Genomic DNA, 21,533 nt, shown 5'->3' with positions numbered 1-21,533 from the left:
AAGCATTTTTTAAGAAACATGCTTATAATATTATTAATTCTATCTGTTGTAGCTTATATTTGCGCTATGACTATTCAAACTCAAAAAAATCAAATTTATGTTTATCTAGGTACTCAACGTGCATCAGATATTAACAGTGAATTAGGTTATCCATACTACAATAATATTGGCCCAAATGTAGAAAAAGAATTATATGTAATTAATCCATATGCTGGTACATTACTTTCCTTAGTTATGATAATAATTTTTTCATATCAAATTTTAGGTATAGTAGCAGTATCATTATCAATTAAAAAATTAAATGAAAGTATTTATGCCGATTCTTATAATAGTAGTGATATAACAAATATAACCAAAATGAATGATATTGTAAATCTATTTACTAAAGAAGTAAGTAATTACGAACAATTAGAAAAATCTGCAAATGATTTAAGTGCTAAATTACAAGATTTAGATATGGAATCATTATATTTTGTTGCTAATGCATTAAAAATAAAAGCTAAAACCTTAAAACTAAATCGTAAAGCATTATTTATTACCTAGTACAAAAATACCTTAATGATGAAAGCCTAGTATTAAATTCTGAAGATGAAGTAACCGGCGAATAATTAAAAACGGAGATTAAAATGTATTCAAATATAAAATTAAATGACAAAATTATCCAAGATGCAATTAATAATGAATTACAGCGTCAAGAAGATCATATTGAATTAATTGCTTCTGAAAATTATGTATCAGAAGATGTGCTCAAAGCACAAGGATCTGTGCTAACAAATAAATACGGTGAGGGATATCCTTACAAAAGATATTATGGTAGCTGTGAAAATGTAGATATTGTTGAACAAACTGCAATTGATAGATTAAAAGCTATTTTCGGTGTTAAATATGCTAATGTGCAACCATATTCAGGATCTGTAGCTAATGCGGCTGCTATTGCTTCAGTTGTTCCTTCAGGCGGAAAAATTATGGGGCTAGCTTTAAATTGTGGTGGGCATTTAACACACGGTTATAAAATAAGCTTTAGTGGAATATTTTATAATTCAGTTTCATACGAATTATCTAAAGATGGTTATTTAGATTATGATGCAATATTACTCCAAGCAATGCAAGAAAAACCTGATTTAATAATATGTGGTTATTCAGCATATTCGAGAATTGTTGATTTTGCTAAATTTAGAGAAATTGCTGATAAATGTGGTGCTAAATTAATGGCTGATATTGCTCATATTGCTGGATTAATTGCAGCTGGATTACATCCTTCTCCAGTTGGATATGCTGATATTATTACTTCTACTACACATAAAACACTTCGTGGTGGTCGTGGCGGAATTATCATGACTAATGATGAAGAAATAGCTAAAAAAATAGATCGATGAGTATTTCCTGGATATCAAGGTGGTCCATTATTCCATGCAATCGCAGGAAAAGCTGTTGCATTTTATGAAGTAATGCAACCTATGTTTAAAAAATATGCTACTGATATAGTGCAAAATGCTCAAACATTTTGTCAAGCTTTTAAAGATAAAGGTGCAAAAATCATTTCTGATGGTACTGATAATCACTTATTTATGGTTAATGTGCTAGAAACATATAATATCAATGGAAAAGAAGCAGAAACATTATTAGAAAAAATCAATATTACAATTAATAAAAACACCATTCCATTTGACACATTATCTCCTACCTTAGGTAGCGGAATTCGTTTAGGAACAGCTGCTATGACTAGTCGTGGATTTAGTAAATGAAATGAATTATGTGACATTATTGATTATGCATTAAGAAATCATGATTTCCTTGCATCACCACAAGGAGAAAGTAAATTATCAGAACTTAAAGCTCAAGTATTACAATTAACTAAGGAATTTCCGATTAAGAAATCATATTTATAATTTAAGGAGTAAAAATGATAAGTATTGCTGTTATTTGAGCAGTTGGATTATTACCGCTTATTTTATTCTTAGTAATTGTTTTATCTCAATCAAGTTTTATTAATCATGTTAAAATGATTAGACTTCATTTACATAATAATGAAAAAATATTTCAAAAAGTTATTTTAAATAGCTATATGATGAAATATTGAAAACTTAGATATTGAATCTTTACAGCTTTAACAATCTTATTGGTTGTAATAACTACTGCTTATATTCCGATTGCAATTCTATTTGTTTATCAAACATTTAAATTTGTTAATGAAGATATTGATAATATTGGTAAAGTAGTTAATACTGGTATTCCTTTAGTGTTACTTATCTTATCTTGCTTCTTTTCTGGTGTAGTCGTATGAACAATATTCCGCGAAATATATGCTTGAAATAAAGATATGCAAGGATGAGAATTAGTAGAAAATGAAAATCAAGTTTCATATCATCAATATTTACTTAATAATGTTTCTAAAAGAGAATTTCCGGCTAAAATCAAATTACATAAAATTCAAATTAATAACCGTCAAACAACACTAGCTTATCGTACAAGTGATTTAATGAAATTATCTAGTTCAAAACGCTCACTTTGATACAAAGAAGGTAAGATATTATTCGATACTTTTGTTGATTATAATCAAGTTGTAATTCAAGATAAAATAATTGATGAAACTGATTTTGTCTCAAAATTGTTATCTTTAGTCAAATTATTAGATAAGGATTTTGAAACTAAAACTAGATAGTATTTTTAATACTATTTACAAGTGCAAAGAGTAATTATTTGCAAATATTTAAAATTTGCATTATTATATATTTAATTTATAATTTAAATACATTTCAGAAACAAGGGAAACCTTGTTTTTATAACCTAATAAAGGAGAATTATATGAGAAAACTATTTACTAGTGAATCTGTTGGAAGAGGACACCCAGATAAGGTATGTGATCAACTTTCTGATGCAATATTAGATGCATATTTAACACTTGATCCAAATTCTAAAGTAGCTGTTGAATGTATGGCTTCAGGGCACAACATTTTTATTGCAGGAGAAGTTAAATCATCAGCCGATATTGATGTAATTGAAATTGCTAAAAATATCCTTAAACAACTAGGATACTATACAACTGAAACAAGTTTTATTACCGATATTAAACGCCAAAGTGAAGATATTGCAATGGGTGTAGAGCTTGATAATGATGAAATTGGAGCAGGAGACCAAGGACTAATGTTTGGTTATGCTACAAATGAAACACCTGAATATATGCCTTTAGGTATTACTTTAGCTCATGCTTTAGTTAGAAGAGCTGAAAAATTAAGAACTACTTTAGAATTTAAATATGCTAAAGCTGATATGAAATCGCAAGTTACTCTTGATTATACAGATCCTAAACATGTCTTTGTTGATACTGTGCTTATGAGTATTCAACATTCTAAAAATTACAATGAAGAAGAATTTAAATCATTTATCAAGAATCATATAATTCTTCCTGTATTAAAAGAATATAACTTAGAAGAACCTAAAAATATTTTAATTAATCCAACTGGAAACTTTGTAATTGGTGGTCCGATTGGAGATACTGGACTAACCGGTAGAAAAATAATAGTTGATACTTATGGTGGAGCTGCTCGTCATGGTGGAGGAGCATTTAGTGGTAAGGATGCTACCAAAGTAGATAGATCTGCTGCTTATGCTGCTAGATGAATTGCTAAAAATATCGTAGCTGCTGGATTAGCTGATAAAGCTGAAATCCAAATAGCTTATGCAATCGGAATTGCTAAACCAGTTTCAATTATGTTAGATACTTTTGGAACAAATAAAATTGATGAAGATATCATTGAACAAGCTGTATCACAAATTTTCAATTTAACTCCTAAAGGAATTATTAAAGCACTAGAATTACAAAAACCAATCTTCTTACAAACTTCATATTTTGGCCACTTTGGTAGAAGTGATTTAAATCTTCCTTGAGAAAGATTAAATAAAGTTGAAGAATTAAAAAACAAAGTTAAAGAGTTATCTAAATAATGCTTGAAAAGTCCTGTGGTGCAATAATATTTAGAAAATTTAGATTCCAAACTAAAGTACTTCTAGTCAAACAATTAAATAACATTTGAATATTTCCGAAAGGCCATATAGAAGGAAATGAAACTCCTGTTGAAACAGCACATCGCGAAGTAATGGAAGAAACAAAAATTAAAAACTTTCATATTATTCCAGATATAAAATATGTAGATAATTATGTTATTACATCAACTGGAAATGATAAGGAAGTAACTTACTTTCTTGCTTATACACATGATAATGAAGTACCTAAACATGTAAGTGGTGAATCTAAAAAAGCAAAGTATTTCTCTATTAAGCGTGCTTATAAGATAATAAAAAATCAAGCACCTAGAGAATTCCTACTAGATGCTTATGAGAAATATCAAAATTTAAATATTTCAACACATAAATAATATTTCTGCTATCAAATTATGTTTGATAGCGGATTTTATTTACTTTAATTTAATGCTTGAATTCGCTAAATCCTTAAGCACTTTAGCCCAATATGCTGATTGCTGTGGATTTGCAATATCATCTTGATTTAATGCAAAAAAGAAATTTGACATTTGGTTATTTCCTGCTACAACATATACACCTTTATTTTCTTTTGATATTTTACCAATATGAATTAAATTAGAATCTATATCAATTGAAGTTATCTTATTATTAGAATCAATGTGGTATAGTTTGTAATTGTTTTTTACTATATCTTGGTTAGATAATAGTGGTAATTGTAATGTAATATCAGTTTGCATTCAATTATTTTTATTAGCATAATTTGAATTTAAATAAGTTCCATTTAAATATAGTTTAAGTTTATTATCATCTCCAAATTTATCAGTAGATAAATCTAATTTAAATACATTACTTTCATAATAATCATTTAATTTAGTGTCTTTATTGTATTTGTATCTTAATTTAATGTATGTTAAATCATTAGTTATTACATCACTAGTTAATTTTAATCTATCAATAGGTTGATTTTGCATTATTGTTTCGAAATTATTATTATCTTGTGATGCTAAGACATCTACATAAACTAATGAAGTTTTATAGTGAGTAATTTGTGATAAGTTTTCATATAAAATTGGAGATAATGTTAGCCCGTGCTTGATGAAATTATCTTTTGGTAATTTTGCATCACGAAGGAAATCGCCGATAATTAATTGATTAATATTTGTAGCATTATTTACTAGATATTCATATGATTTAGTAATTAATTCATTATAGGCATTAAAATCAAAATCCTTATTTTGATAATTTAAGATAGCATAATCAACTGTTTTATTAAATTCAACTTTATCCTGGAATGAAATTTGACCATTTGAACTTCCTGTTTCAAATGAATTAATTCTAATTTGCATTCATTTTCAATTATTAATCATTAAATTATGTTCATATGATTGTGAAAATGTATTGTAAAACTTCAATTGTTCATCATTTAATAATAATTTATGATATTTATTTTCATAGTTAAAATCATAAAATATACCATCTCTAGTTGCGTAAAAATTAGTAATTAATTTATTTCCTGAATCTGGAATTTCAATATTTATAACTTCATTATTTTCATTTAATACATAAAAGACTTTAGGATTAGCTCTATTTTTATAGTTGAAATTTCTTCCGATGAAAATCAATTTATCTTGATATGAAGTTAATAAGTTATATAGTCTAGTTGGATTATTTGAAACCATTGATAATGTTATATCACTAATAATATTTTGATCATAAAATAGAGAATATCAATCAACTACATTAGGGGTATCAGAATTTAAATCTTGAGATAATAATACTTTTTCAATATTATTATCTTTATTAATTCTAGTGGCTAAAGAATAGTATTTTCCTTTTCAAAATTCAAATGAAGATCTTTCATCGCTTTTAATTCCTTGTTGTCTACGAAGTAAATAATCATACATAAATCCTTTTTTAAATACTGGCGAAATAACCTTATGATTTTCATCATCTATTTTAAATATATCAGATGCTGTAAAGTATTCGTTATTATCATTTCTAGAATTAAAGAAATCATGTCAATCTAAATCAAAGAATTTTCTTGAGTGATATTGTACATCAATTAATGGTTCATTATATGATTTTGATACCGGAAATAAGAAGCTAGTGAATGAAATTTCATTTTTTGGAGTATAAGCTAATTGACTATTTTTATATCTTAATGAAGCATCATTTCCTTTTGCATATGTTGGATCCGAAGCAAATCACATGGCTTTATTATGACCTGGTAATTGTAGTTTTAAGTATGCTACTTCATGAGTTTCTTGATTTAATTCAACTCCTTCAACATCTTGTCCTGTAATCATTGGAAAAGCTTCAATCCCAGCGAAATTAAGCATTAAAGAGTATAAATGAGCATATGTTGCACACACTCCTGTACGATATAATACTGCTAGATTAGCTGGTATTAAAACATCTTTTAAATTGTAGTCTAAATAATACATTACATATCTTCAAAGCACAAGTGCTTTATCGTAATCATTCATTCCTGGTTTTATTAAATTTAATCCATCATTAATAAATGAATCTAAACTTTCAAAAAATGTTGAATTTCCTTGCCAATCAAAAACATAAAGTGGTTTTTCAATTGATTTAACATATTGTTTATCATCACTCATAACAAATCTTAATGCAAGGTTTGAAACGGAGAATGATGGGAAGTATTTTCAATATTTTCTAAATCATATGTTATAAGCATTTGCAAGTAAGTTTGAACTTATTTTTCTATTTCCAAATGAAAATGTTGTTTGTTTATTCGTGCCAATGATATATGTCATCATTTCTATTAAATCTTCGTGTGTGATTTTATCATCAGATTTTTTTACAAGTGGTACATCTCCTCAATTAGTATCAATGCTTGAATTTATCTTATCTTTTGGATTAATAAATGTAGAATATTTGCTTACACTAATAGGTGGATTGTAAAAGTTCATATTAGAATTATTAATGATATTTAATATATTTATTTCACTATCTGTTAATGTTAAATCTTTTAAAAATGATTGAGAGATATCAAAAGTTGGCTGTATTGGTTTAGATATAACTTTAGACTCGTTATCTTTATTATTATCCTTTGGTTTCGATTCTGAATTATCATTTAATGTATTTTCAGATAAAGAAGCATCTGGTTTCTTATTCCTATCATTACCAGTATCAAATAATTCTTTATCATTAGTATTATTGTTTTGATCTTGATTTTTTTCATCATTAGATATATCAGAAGGTTTTGATGCAATATCATCATCTAATTGCTTATTAATTTCACTTGAATCTTTAGATTCCGTTTTATTATCTTTTGAATGTGTTAATGATATATTTGTATCAGTTTTTTTATCTGGATGACTTATTGGTTCAGTTGATATATTATTAGGATTTTCTATTTCGCCATCAGTAGGTTGTAAAACTTCATTATTTGATTCAGATGTTGAATTATTTGGAACATTATTTTCATTATTATTGTTATCACTGGTAGGATTATTATTTTTACTATCTGATTTTGATTGTTGTTTATCTGATGAAATTGGATTTACTGTATTATCATCTTTTTCTTCAGATGTTATTTCATCTGAGCTAGTAGGATTATTTATTTCATCATCTTTTTTATTATCATTTTGAATATTTGTAGGAGCAGATTGTTTATTATCGTTTTGATTTTGTTGCGTTGAATCTGATGTTTGTAAATCATTATTGTTGCTATTTGAATCGGATTCATTTTCTTGCTTTTTATCTTCGAAATCTGATGAGCTATTGTTATCGTCATTTGGCTTTTCAGTCGGATCATCTGATACCATTTGATTAGGATTATACGATGTTTCTGAAGAAGGCTCTTTACTATCTTCTGTCTCTGTTTTTTCTATACTTGCTAATATTTGTTCATATTTATTAGTTACATCATTACGTATTTGATTAAAATCTAAATCAGATTCATAATTAAGATTATTTAAATAGTTTGTAATATTTTGTAATTCAGATTCAACTTCTGTGTATTTAACATTATTTTGATATTTTGAAATTAATTCAGATACATTGTTTCACAATTTATCTATTTTTAATAATTCATCACTTGCTAAATTATGTTGAACTTTTTTAATTTCTTCTAAGAAAATAGAAATTTCATTCATTGATTTCTCTGTTAAATTAAATACACTAAATTTATTAATTTGCCCCAATAAATATTGTGTAGTAAAATGATTTTTATTGCTTTCTTTTAGATATTTATCTTTTAATTCATTAAGCTCTTTCAAGTGATTATTAAATTCACGATAATATTTTTTTAATTTTTCACTTGTTTCATTTATTTGCTGAATCAACTTATTACTTTTTATGATAAATTCGCTTAATTGTGTTTTATCATTATCTGTATTTTGATAAGTTTGTGATAGCTGATTTAAATTATTAGTTAGTGTTTTTAATTCATTTATTTTAGAACTTATTTCAACAATAACATTAGGATTATTAATTAATGATTCAAACTCTTTGGTTAATAATGAATTTACAAGAGCTAGTTGTTCATTAATTTCATTGAATGTATCACTAGTAAGTAGTTTTATAACAGCCTCGATTTTTTCAATTAATTTATTAATATCAGACAATTGTAAGAAATCAATATCTTGATTTTTATTATTTAATTTGCCAATTGCATATTGCTTGCTAAAAGGTTTATTATTACTGTAATTATTTGATATTTCTCTTAATTGTTGGTAATAATCATTATATTTCCGAATTAAAATAATCCTTTGGTTTTCATCCGGATCTTTTTTAGGAACAATATCATCAGCCTTATGATTACATTGAGTTGCGATAATTGGCAAAGCTGATGCTAATATACATAAAGGTCATAATAGTTTTTTCATAAATTCTCCTATATTTCAATTTTACCATTTAGTAATTCAACTATTTGAATGATAAAAAAATTAAATATTAATTAAAAAGTTGAAAGTCCACCTAAGTGGTAAATTGAGTAGTTCCTCAATATTGCTGTATAAATTTTACAAAAATGTTCCAAAAGCGTGAAGAAAAATAAAGCCTGAGCTTAAAATTCTTTGTTATTTAGACGAAACTGTTGAAATATTTAGAAGTTTTTAACCTGATTATTCTGCCTGTTTTATCATCAATAAAATCACGATATTGATCATTTATTGCGTTGAACATTTGTGAAATATATTCAAAATTAACATATCTCGGAAACTTGCCTTTTGGTAGAAAGTTTCTGATTTTTTATGAGCATTTTCTATGCTTCCTTTTGTAATGATGAATATGTATCGCACTTGTAAATAACAGGAATTTCTCTTATTTCATTTAACTTCACATTTTCCGAACCATTGTCTATGGTTAGAGATAAAATGGTTAAATTGTGATGATTAATCAATTTAAGAAGTGATTCTTTTATTGAATCTGCATCTCGCCGAGTTAATATCCCAAATAACATTCTTGTCTTTCTTTCTAGCAAGGTAAGAATGCAATATTTAGCTCTTAAATTAAGAATTACTGTGTCCATTTCATAATGTCCAAATTCTTCTCTGTTTCTAATTGTTAATGGTGCGAGATGAATAGAAATACCAAAGTTAATTTTTCTTAGATTGCACTCCTTTAGGCTTTTTCTTCTTGCCACGTAGTTTATCTCAATTAGATTTTTGAAATACCTCTTTTGATTTCAAAATAAAAATAGAGAAATCAACATCTTTAACATATTCTTAATCCATAAAGTAATAAAAAAAGCTTGTGGCGTAGGTATAAAAGCATTTTTATCCTTCAATTGTTCTTTATAGTAATCCAAGAATGTCGTTACTGATATTAGTGGTTCAAATTTCTTTTCATTATCTGAAAGTAAAATACCTTTAGATAATTTTCTCTTAACGATTCTGTGTTGTTTACTTCAAAACCTTCAGAAGCGAACAATATCATCTCATTTTGAAATTGTGTTTTCATGAATTTGTTGAACTGGATTTTGAACATTTTGCATTTTGAGCTGAACTCATTCACGATGTGAAACTTTAAAAATTGTTGTTAGTCTATTTTTACAATTACTGCAAAATTTGTATGAGTCTTCTGCTGTGTGATCTCACATAGCTAGTTTTAAATTTTGCTTGAGAACTTTAGCTGATACGTTCATTGTTTTTGAAATATCATTCAGTGTTTCATGTGTTGCGAAATTTTTAAACATAATAGCTAGCTTTTCCATGTTGAAATGAGTTATATTTTGCTCTCTGAGTTTGTTTATGTCCTTATGGATTTTGTTTATTTCGTTATCATTTAGTGAATCCATTATTGCAAAATGATAATATGCTTCTCTTTGAGTTTTTGATATAACCGTTTGATATACTTTTTCCTCAATTTTTATGCAAAATACTCTTTTTTTGTTATACTTCAAATCTATTAACATTATAATTAAGTTAGTTCCTTCCTTTAGATTTGCAATTTTATTATACAAGGAACTACAAAAAAAGCTGTTAGCTCACGATTAGGTGGATTGACAGCTTTTTAATTTATATAAAAAAATTAAAAATTAATATTTTTGATTTTATGCAGCTTAAAAATTGCTTAATTACATTGATATTAAATTTTGTTAATTAATTATTAAATAATAAAGCAGTTCATCTTATAAGATAACAACATTATTATCTGTGTTGGATTATGAATCTTTAATTATTTTTATATTTAGTAAAAAAGTGAAATAAATATATTCTATTAATTAAAATTAATAAAAATATTTTTTGTTATAAGTAGATTCGTTTGTTAAATAATAATAAAAATGTTTATTTAAATTTCATATATATATATATATATCCCTATACTGTAGTGATGAATGTTTTATTTATTATAATACATTCAAATAAGAATACCATAAATAGATTTTTATATAATTAATATAAATAATTATATTAATTTTAATTATCAAAATATTTTTTTGAAATTTGTTAGTTATTAATTTGGATTTCTAGAATAAAATTTATGCCCTAATTTTTATTTATCGAATTCGCTTTAATAAAAAATCGAAAGGATTTATTATGCAAAAAAATCGCAAAAGTCTAAATAGAAGTAAATTGATTTTAACAGTGGTTGCTTCATCTCCGATTTTAGCAATACCATTATTGGTATCTGCTTCATCCACATTAGAAAATAGAATCTTTATGTTTAATCCTGACAAAACTTATGATGTTAACAATGATTTTCAACATAGAACAGAATATGAACATTTACCACAAACATTTTTTGGTTTTGCTCACTATAAGTATAAAACAATGCCGAATAATCAAACATCTAAATTGGTTAAATTTATTAAAACACCTACTCAAGATGAATGAAATAATGAAGAACAAACTTGAACATTAATGTTTGAAACTGGAGCGCTTGATAATGAATATTATGAAAAAGGTAAATTCTGACACAATGAATATCCATTTGGTCAAAGAGTTTATGGATTTGCACTTAGTGATGACTTGGAATTAGTTCCGGGTACTGTTTCTGTTAAATTTGAAAATGCTGGATCTGAAAAAGAAATATCAGATGTTAATGCTATTGATGAAAGTATCAGAAGAAATGGTAAATATGGTATCCAAGGAGAACCATTTGCTAATGGTGTTGGACAATATTATGATAATGGGCAAGAATGAAATAATGAAAAATTTGGTGCTTATGTTCGTTTTGCTGATGCTTATGGCAATTTTGATCAAAGTGCTGAACAAACATTCAATAATCAATCAATCCCTCATGATAATAAAAATGATTATATTCAAATAACTCAAAATTTTGATACAAATAATGGAACAAATTCTCGTGGTGATTTATTTACCGATTTTAGTAATGATCCCAATGCTCCTGCTCCATTACACTTATATACAATTCCTAAGTATTCTGGATTTTCAGATGATGGTGAAAGTAAATATTTACCTGGAATTAACGGTGTGGAATACATAACTTCAGATGTTGCATTTAGAGAAAAACAAAAAGCATTCACTCCTGCTGAAATTAATGATGCTTTATCTAGAACTAAAACAACAGATGATAAAATGCCAAGACGTATTTTTGGTATAGGTATTGGTAATTTAATGAATGAACATTCTGATAGATATAACAAAGCCAACGGTGGATATAACCCATTTTATAATAATATTGGGTCAGCTTTTCTAATTCATTATCAAACTGGTTTGGAATTAAATAGATATTCATATAACCTTAGACCAATTCCGGTTGTCACAATGCAATTTAAAACCAGAAGAAAATATACCGATGTTTTAGTTAATTCAGATGATTCAACATTTTCAAAAGTTAAACAAAAAGAAAATGCTTATTTAAATAAAGCTAATTCACATTATTCAGAAAAATCTTTTGTCGCAGGTATGTTCCACAGTGATAAGTACGAAAATCATGATAATATTTGAAAGAAAAACTCTAATGAAGTTGATTTAGATACTGCTTCATTAGGAAATACCAAAAATCAATATACAGGGGTAGCTTTCCAATTTGCTAATCGTTCATTTAATAGAACAATTAATATTGAACTAACAGAAAAATATGAACAAACTTTTGATGTTAATAAAAAAGATGAATTTCCAGAAATAACTGGTTATAAAATTATGTATAAAGATAAAGAAGTTGATCATATTAACATCCCTTGAGAAAGTAGTAAAAACACACCTGAGAATGAAAAAACAAGAACATATCGTACTTTGTTAAAAAATTTCAAAATGAATACCACTGATATATATGATTATGATAATTTAAAAGTGGTTCCAATAATTAAATCAAAAGACGATCAAGATAAATGAACAACTACTTCTACAAGTTTTAAATTAAAACCTATTTCTAATAGATTTGAAGTTGAAGTTACATATAAACCATCAGAAGCATTTATCGAAAAACAAGATAGTGAAAAACTTAAACTAGATAAATTAAAAGCAAAATTAACAGAACAAGTTGATAATTCCGAAATATTAAATAAAAATTCACAAAATGCCACATCACTTAAACAATGAATTAACAATTCAAATGATTTCTCTGCTTTAAATGGAGCTGAAGAATCTATTTCTGCATTAATTGATGCTTTAAATGGGCTATACAATAAATTACAAATAGTTCAAAAACAAAAAGAAACAGATGTATATAAACAATCAGATAATCAAGGCAATAAAGCCGCTTTTGATAATGCGATTACACAAGCTGAAGGTTTTTTAAGTAATAATTTACCTACATATATTAAATCTGCGACAGAATCCAAAGAAACAAAAATTGAAATATTAAAAAGCATCGCAACCAGAGCAATTCCAAAATATGAAAATTCACTAACGACTGCATATAATGATTTATCTGGTCACAATAAAATAAATGCAGCTATCGAAGAAGCAAAAAAGAATATTAATAATTTAAATAGCATAACTGATGATGTTAAAAAAGAATACAAAGATAAATTAGATGGTATGGTTAATCTATCTGATATTAATCAAGTTGTATCAGAAGCGACTACATATAATTCTAATGTATCTGATATTAATAATAAATTACAAAACCATATTCAATTTGCAAATGATAATAATCAAGAATCTGATTTTAATAAATCATCCACAATCTTAAAAGATAGATTTAACAATAGAATTAAAGAATTAGAAAAATTATATACAAGCGGCAAAGCTAATCTGAATGATTTATCTAAATATAAACATTTAATATCAGATCTAGATAATACCAAAGAAAGTATACACAACTACAATCTTGAATCACTTAAGGCAGAAATTAAAACTAAAGTTGATCAAATTGATGTTTTAACTGAAAAACAAAAATCATCATTAATTAATCAAATTAATAAAACCAATGATAAGAAAGATATAGAAGATGTTTCATTAAATGTAAATACTTTAATTGATGGATTCCAACAACTTAAAAACTCTGTTGAAGAATCTAAAAAACTAAAAAATAAGACAGATTATCTCAAAGCTGATGAAGCAGCCAAGAAAACTTTCGATGATAAGTTAAATGAAGCAAGTAATTTATTAGAAGAATTTAGTAAGAAAAATGATTTATCCACAACTAAAGAATTAGATAAATTAACAACTCAAGCAGCAACAGCAGATACAGCTTTAAATAATGCAAAAGGAAACTTAAATGGTAAAGACAATTATCTAAACGAAATTGCTAAAACTATTACAAAAATTAAACAATTGTCTAATTTATCAACTCAATTACAAAATCAAATAATTGAAGAAATAAAATTATTAACTGATTCAGAAGCAATAAATACTAAAGTAAAAAGTGCTGAAGAATTGAATACAAAAGCTGGAGAATTATTAGAGCAATTAACAAAATACAATAACTTACATTCGTCAGCCGATCATAATTTTGTTGATAAAACTGTTCAAGCTAATTTAGCTACATATAATGAATCAATTACTCCTTTATTGTCAGATAATAAAGTAAATGTTAATAATATAGAGGAAATATCAAGACTTGCTAGTGCATTAAAAACTACATTAGATAGCATCCAAGAACCTTTAGCACAATTAAAAACTAAATTTAGTGAATCACTGCAAAATGCTAAAAAAGCTCAAAATGCAATGTCACTAAATTACTTTAATGCATCTGAAGAGAAAAAAGACGCATTAGATAAAGCTATTGAAAAATCAAATAAATACCTTACTGAATATACTGAAAATGGTAGCTCTCAATTAATTCAAATATTAATTAGTGGTTTAAATACAGCTGTTAGTTCACTTGATGGAATATCAAAAGTAAGAGAATTATTTACTCAACCTGATTTTCAAAATTTACCTGAAAATATTAAGACACAAGTGATTAATGTAGCTTTAGCACAACAATCACAAGAAAATTTAGCTCAAGTTATTGATGCTGTAAAACTAATTTCAAAAGCTTTAGGAAATCTAGAAAAATCAAAAGAATCAATAACAAGCCCATATACAAATAAATCAAGTAATTATACTCAAGCTAATTCAGATGCTAAAGAAAAATATAAAAACAATATTGAAAATTATGATTCAAATTTAGCTACTATTTTAGCTCAACAAGTAAATTCATTAGATGATATAAAAACATTAGGTACCAAAATTACAACATTTGCAGATAATTTATCTAATTCACACAATAATTTAGATGGTATAAAAAGATTACAAAATGCTATTGAAGAACAAAAGAAATCAGCTAATGCATCATTAAGTCTTCTTAGTGATGACTTAAAAGCTAAAATATGGGAACCATATAAAAATATTGATTTCAACACAACAAAATTAACTCTAGATGATATTGCAAATAATTTCAAGAAATATCAACAAATTAACGATAAAATGTCAGAAATAACAGTTGATATTTATGATTTTAAAGATACAGTAGCAAATAATACAAAATACTCAAAAGCCACAGAACAAACTAAAAAATTAGTTAATACTGCTGTTCAAAATATAAATAATCTAATAACTAATTATGATTCTGATAGTGAAGCAATGAAAGCTTCTGGAAATGTTACAAGTAATTTAGATTTATCTAACCTATTAAGTCAATATGTAACCCCAGCAAAAGAAGCAATAAATTCTGATTATCAAAAATGATTAACTCATAAAGAAATGAAAGTTAAAGCAATTGAAAAACTTTCAGATCTTTCGTCAAAACAAAGAGATGCTTTAACCAAACAACTAGATAGCAATAATGATATTGAAGAATTAGATAAAACAGAAAAAACAGCAGTTGATTTAAATACAGCAATGAATTTATTATCTGAAGCTGTTAATAAAGCAAAATCTATTCAAAGCCAAAATGTTTACATTTATGCAACAAAAGATAAAAAAGATGCTTTTGATACAGTTGCAAACAGTAACGAATTAGACAAATTAGATAAAGAAAAACAAACTTCAATTGTTCCTCAAGAAATTAATAAGAAAGCAAATGATGTAAGTGAAGTAACCAATGGACTAAATGGTGATGAAAAACTCGCTAAAATTCAAAAAGAAGCTAAGGAGTCCATTAATAATTCAACTTTATCTCAAGACCAAAAAGATAATATCAATGAATTAATTACAAATGCAACTAATAAAGATACTATTGAGTCAATTGTTGAAAAAGTTTCACAATTAACTAACGCAATTAGCAATTTAGATGATTCTATAAAGAAAGCTAATGAAGAAAAAACAAAACAAAATTACACTGAAGCAACAGCTGGAGATAATAGTGTAAAAGATGTATTTGATAAACAATTGCAAGATTCAAATACAGTTTCTTCAGAAGCTAAAGCTAAACATGATTTCACAAATGCAAATGATATAGCTAACTTAGTAACATCAATTAATGATTCAAAAGATAAATTAAATAAAGCGAAAAGTAATCTAAATGGAGAAATTAATTTTCTTACAGTACAAACAAAAGCTAAAGAGGAAATAAATAAATTAACTGCTTTAGAATCATCTGATAAGGGTGTAAGAATAAGAGCTATAAATGAAAAAAATACAATTGCTGAAATAAATCAAGTTGTTTTAACAGCTAAAGAACAAGATAAAGCAGGTAATAATTTACTCAGTAAACTTGCAGAAGCTAATGCTCTTATAGCTGATGAAACAAAATATCAATATACAACACCAGAACAACAAAAAGCATTAAATAAAGCAATATCATGAGGTAAACAACTGTTACAATATGAAAAATACATAAAACCTTGAATAACTGTAGAAGTAATGCAAAAAGCAACAAATGATATTGCTAGTGTTATTAGTGATATTAATGGTTTATCAGATGATATTACTAAAGCAAAAGAAGAAGTTGATAAACTAAATAACTTAACAGGCAAACAAAAAGATTATATAAAATCTCATATTGCTTCTAAAACAACTAAAGATGATATAAATTCTGAACTAGAAAAAGCTAAAGAGCTAGATAAATCAACAAAAGAATTCAAAGATGCTCTTAAATCAGCTAATAATGTTGATAAAGATGCTAATAATTACAAATTAGCTGATGTAGATAAACAAAATGAATTCAATAAAGCTCAAAAAGATGCAACTGAAGTACTTGATAATTTAGCTGGCAATACTAAAGAACAAATAGATACCTTAACTTCAAAATTAAATAATGCAAAAGATAATTTAAATGGTGATAGTAATTTAGTAAATAAAAAAGCTGAAGAAAAAGCCAAAGTTGAAAAACTAGATAAATTATCTGACAAGCAAAAAAATGTTATTAAGAATTCTATTGATTCAGCAAATACCCCTCAAGATGCTGAAAAATTATCTGATGCTGCTAATAAATTACAAGATGCTTTAAGTAAAGCAGATAAAGAATTAGACTCAGCTAATAAAGAAAAAGATAAACCAAGTTATACTGAAGCCACAAATAAAGAAGATTTAAATACATCAGAAACACAATTAAGTGATGCAAATACTAAAGCTAAAGAAAATACTGATTTAAATAATGTTGAAAAAATAAATGCATTAGTTAATGATTTAAATGAAAAATCAAGTGATGTTAATGATAAAGTGAAAGCACTTGATGGAAATGATGTTTTAGATAAAGCTAAAAAAGAAGTAAATAAATTAGTAGATAACTTAAATAACTTAAGTGATGAAGCTAAAGATACAATTAAGAAAAAATTATCAGATGCAAACACAAATACAGTTGAAAAAGTTAATGCAATTAAAAATGATGCTTCTAAATTAAATACTAAGGCTGGTGAATTAGCAAATGCAATTTCTACATTAGATTCATTAGCAAAAACGAATAAAGTTGATACTTTAGATCAAGATACTAAGGATTCGATTCCAACAGTATTAAATGATGCAAAAGATTTAATTGATAATAATAAATTAAAAGATAATGTAACTATTGATTCAATTGATGAAAACAAAGCAAAACTTAATGCAATAATTAATTCAATTAATAAAGGTGCTGATACATTAGATAAATATAAGAGTGATAAGAAAGAAGCTTTAAATAAATTAGAAAACTTATCACAATCACAAAAGAATGATCTATTAGGTGAAATATCTAGAGCTGCAACCTCAGAAAATATTGATCAAGTGATTACAAAAGCTTCAGCATTAAATGGTGCTATGAAGAAATTACAAGATGCAATAAAAAATCTTAAAGCTAAACAAGATAGCAAAGATGTTGCATTAGCTAGTGAACAACCTAAAGAAGCATTCGATAAATTAGCAACTCCTGAATCATTAGCAAATAATGAAAAAGAAAAAATTTCAACTATTAACGCAAATGAAATTGAAGAAAAAGTTAAAGCTATTTCAAAAGTACTAAGTGATTTAGACGGAAATAATAATTTAGCAAAAGCTCAAAATGATATCGCTTCATTAACTAATCTTTCTTCAGAACATAAAGATAAATTTACTGCTGAATTAGATAAAGTTAATAATAAAGCAGCACTCGATAATCTTGTTTCTAATGCTAAAGAAATTGATAAATATGTACCTGAAATTACTCAATTATCAAATAATATTAATTCATTAGCAAATAGATTTAAACCAGCACAAACAAGCGAAAATCTACAAGCTGTACAAGATTTATTAAATGAAATTGCAAACACTAATACAAAACTAGAATCATTAAAAGCTGAAGTAACTAAATTAAATGAATCTAAAGATTTACAAGTTAAACCTTATAAAGACTTAAAAGATAAATTAACTCAAGCAGTTACAAAAGCAAATGAAACAATTGGCAAAGTAAAAGCAAAAGTTTCAAATATATTAGATAAAGCTGCTACATATGATATTCATGATGAAGCATTAAAAGCTATTGCTCAAGCAAAAGCTAATGAGTTAAAAAATGATTCAATTAATCTAAATACAGCTTTAGATAATGTTAGAACTCTAGAAGCAATACCATATAGAGATAAATATAAAGATGTAGTTCTAAATGCTCCTGAAAAACTTCAAAAATCACCATCATGAATTACTAATTCAATTAATAAAGCAAATGATGAAATATCAAAAGCATTTAATGCTCAACAAGATCAAGCAATATTGGATAAATTAACTCATCAACTTGATAAAGAATTATTAGCTTATGCTTATGATAATGCTGTTGATATTGTAAATAATAGATTTAATAATGATTTAGCTGTAGAAAAACAAAAAGCTCTTGAAATGCTTGATTACAACACAATATCTACAAAAGACCAGTACGATGCTCAAGCTGATAAATTAAATTGATTAGCTAAAGCTTCATCATTAGATGCTTTAGTAGATAAAATTAATAATCAAATTGTTAAACCATTTAGTAATGAATTAACAAGTGCAATTGTGCAAGCTAATGATGCTCTAAACAATAAAGCTACTCCTATTGCTAAATTAGATGAATTGATTGATAAATTAAATAAATTAATGATTCAAGAACCATTAAATAAATCAGTTCAAAATGCTAAAGAAACAATTAAACAAATTAACGATAAATTGGCTAGCGGAGAAGATAAAAAACTCCAAAAAGATAAAGATAAACTTGATAAATTAATTAAAGAAGCTGAAAAATTAATTAATTCAGATAAAAAAGTAAATACAAAAGAAATACTTGATAAATCAGATGAAATTAATAAAGCTATTGCAGATGCAATTAGTAATATATCAACTTTTGATGATGTATTAAGCGGAACAATTAAACAAGCTGAAAAATTAATGGATTCTAAATCAAAAGCTTTACAAGAATCAATTGATCAAGCTAAAGCTCTCAGCCCAAATGCTTCTAATAAAGCTAAAAAAGATGCTTTAGATCATTTAATTCACAAAATTCATACAAATGATTTAGATAAAGTAATCGAAGCTGCTCCTGAAATTAAAGAAGGTATTTATAAAAATATAACACCAAATGAATTACCTAAATCACAAGCAATTAGTAATAATACAAGTTCAACCAAAGCTCAAGTAAATGATGCAACAGACAAACAAAGATTAAATAATAAACAAATTGAGGTAATCAATTCAGTTTATGATTTTGATGCTTTAAACAAAGCACAAAAAGATAAATTTGTTGCTGATGTATCAAATGCTAAAGAAATAAGTGATATAGATAAACTTGTTTCATCCGCAACTATATTAAATGAAGCTATGAAATCATTACACAAAGCTAATGATGAAATACAACCTGAGTATAAAACACAGCCAATTAATTCAGCTACATTTATCAATTCAACTAAAGCTGAACAAGATAAAGTTTCTTCATTAATTTCTGACGTCAAAGCTTTAGTAAATGGTGATGGTATTGTATATAAAAACAATGATGCTAGCGAAATAACTGCATTAAGTAATTCAATAAAAGAAGCTATTAACAATCTTTCAGGAAAAAATAAAGCTCTTAATGATGCTGCTAGAGTTGAAGAACTAATACCTGAAATTACAAAACTTGAAAATGTTAATGCTAATAAGTTAGAAAACTCACCTAAAGCTTTAAGTCAAGAATTCAACAAGGTTCTTGATGAAATCAAAGCAATGCAAGAAGTTAAAGATAATCCTTTAGCATTTAGCTCTAAAGGTGGAGTTGAAAAACTTGAAAGTCTTGTTGCTAATGCAAAAAGATATTATGATGAAATTAACAAATTCTCTTCAAATGATTTTAGAGATGTGCAAAATAATTCAATTACTCAAGCTAAAGATTTTGCAAATAGTAATTCAGATGCATTAAATGATAAATTTATCAAAAATAAACTTGATGAATTTGATAATCAAATGACTTATGCTAATGCTATAAGCAAATTAAATGAATTACAAGCTCAAAATAACAAAGCAAATGATGAAATTAATGTATTAAAAATAGCATTAAAAGACATCATCGCAAATAGTCAAGATAATGAATTAGAAAATGTTATTGCACAAATTAAGAATATGAAACCTTATGCTAATGAAGCTAAAACAACTGAATTATTATCAGTAATTAAAGCAATACCTTCATTAGTGCAATTACAAGATAAGCTTAACAAGGTATTGAACTCTAATGCTACAGCATTTGGATTTGATAAGAAACTAAACAATGTTATTAATTCAGCAAATGGTACTGAATATATTAAAGGAAATCACTTTAATGATGTAGCTATGGAATATAGCAAGAAATTAGATTCAATTAAACATAATGCTAATGCATTAAAAACCTTAATTAAAGCAATCAAAGAAAAAAATAAGGATCAATTATTATTAAGCACAACATTTGATGAATCGTTATCAAATAATAATGAATTTAGAAATAAATTAATTGAAATTAATTATGCTGAAAAACACAATGATCCTAATGTAATGAATGAATTTGTTAACTCAAATACATATAATTCAGCTTCAAAAGCATTACAATCATTAATCACAGTTCCAGATCAAAATGATCAACCTACATGATTATGACCATATTATGCTTCTATGTCAGCTGTAATGTTCTTATTAGGAATAATTGGAATTGCTAAATTCAAAAAATCTAAAAAATAGTTAACTTAATTTAATATAAATGTACAAATATTTCATAAATTAAATTTAACGCAAACTAAAAGAGCTATTTTATAGGCTAGTTAGTAATTACTAACTAGCTTGTTTTTTTTTATAATATTAATAACAAGAAATAATAAATAAGATATATAA

8 protein-coding genes are annotated in these 21,533 nt (G+C 25.9%); 6 read left to right on the top strand and 2 right to left on the bottom strand.

Annotated elements, in window-relative coordinates:
- Window positions 1–66: 66 nt before the first annotated feature.
- The 5 genes from SAM46_RS02045 (at window position 67) to SAM46_RS02025 (ending at window position 4,376) form a co-directional block, all read left to right on the top strand.
- Window positions 67–543, top strand: coding sequence for a hypothetical protein (locus SAM46_RS02045; RefSeq protein WP_143826099.1), 477 nt, complete (start codon window positions 67–69; stop codon window positions 541–543).
- Between the two features lie 83 nt (window positions 544–626).
- On the top strand, window positions 627–1,889 hold the full coding sequence (gene glyA, locus SAM46_RS02040; protein WP_078746817.1) for a serine hydroxymethyltransferase: 1,263 nt from the start codon (window positions 627–629) through the stop codon (window positions 1,887–1,889).
- A gap of 14 nt (window positions 1,890–1,903) precedes the next feature.
- Entirely contained in the window at window positions 1,904–2,662 is a 759-nt protein-coding gene (locus tag SAM46_RS02035) for a hypothetical protein (RefSeq protein ID WP_078746816.1), read from the top strand.
- A gap of 143 nt (window positions 2,663–2,805) precedes the next feature.
- A complete protein-coding gene (gene metK, locus SAM46_RS02030) occupies window positions 2,806–3,945 on the top strand; it encodes a methionine adenosyltransferase (protein ID WP_078746815.1) in 1,140 nt (379 codons plus the stop codon).
- Window positions 3,945–4,376, top strand: coding sequence for an NUDIX domain-containing protein (locus tag SAM46_RS02025; protein ID WP_078746814.1), 432 nt, complete (start codon window positions 3,945–3,947; stop codon window positions 4,374–4,376). Before metK ends, SAM46_RS02025 begins: the two co-directional genes overlap by 1 nt.
- Before the next feature lie 39 nt (window positions 4,377–4,415).
- Here SAM46_RS02025 and SAM46_RS02020 read toward each other — a convergent pair whose 3' ends face one another.
- Entirely contained in the window at window positions 4,416–8,834 is a 4,419-nt protein-coding gene (locus SAM46_RS02020; RefSeq protein WP_078746813.1) for a hypothetical protein, read from the bottom strand.
- Between the two features lie 377 nt (window positions 8,835–9,211).
- Window positions 9,212–10,246, bottom strand: coding sequence for an IS30 family transposase (locus SAM46_RS02015; protein WP_318635558.1), 1,035 nt, complete (start codon window positions 10,244–10,246; stop codon window positions 9,212–9,214).
- 742 nt (window positions 10,247–10,988) lie between these two features.
- On the opposite strand from SAM46_RS02015, the gene SAM46_RS02010 reads away from it, so the two are divergent.
- A complete protein-coding gene (locus tag SAM46_RS02010; RefSeq protein ID WP_078746812.1) occupies window positions 10,989–21,383 on the top strand; it encodes a GA module-containing protein in 10,395 nt (3,464 codons plus the stop codon).
- The last annotated feature ends 150 nt before the right edge of the window (window positions 21,384–21,533 follow it).

This window comes from Mycoplasmopsis verecunda (genome assembly GCF_033546915.1).
In the GTDB taxonomy this organism is placed as follows: Bacteria; Bacillota_I; Bacilli_A; order Mycoplasmatales; family Metamycoplasmataceae; genus Mycoplasmopsis; species Mycoplasmopsis verecunda.
This window is presented reverse-complemented; position numbering and strand designations above follow the sequence as displayed.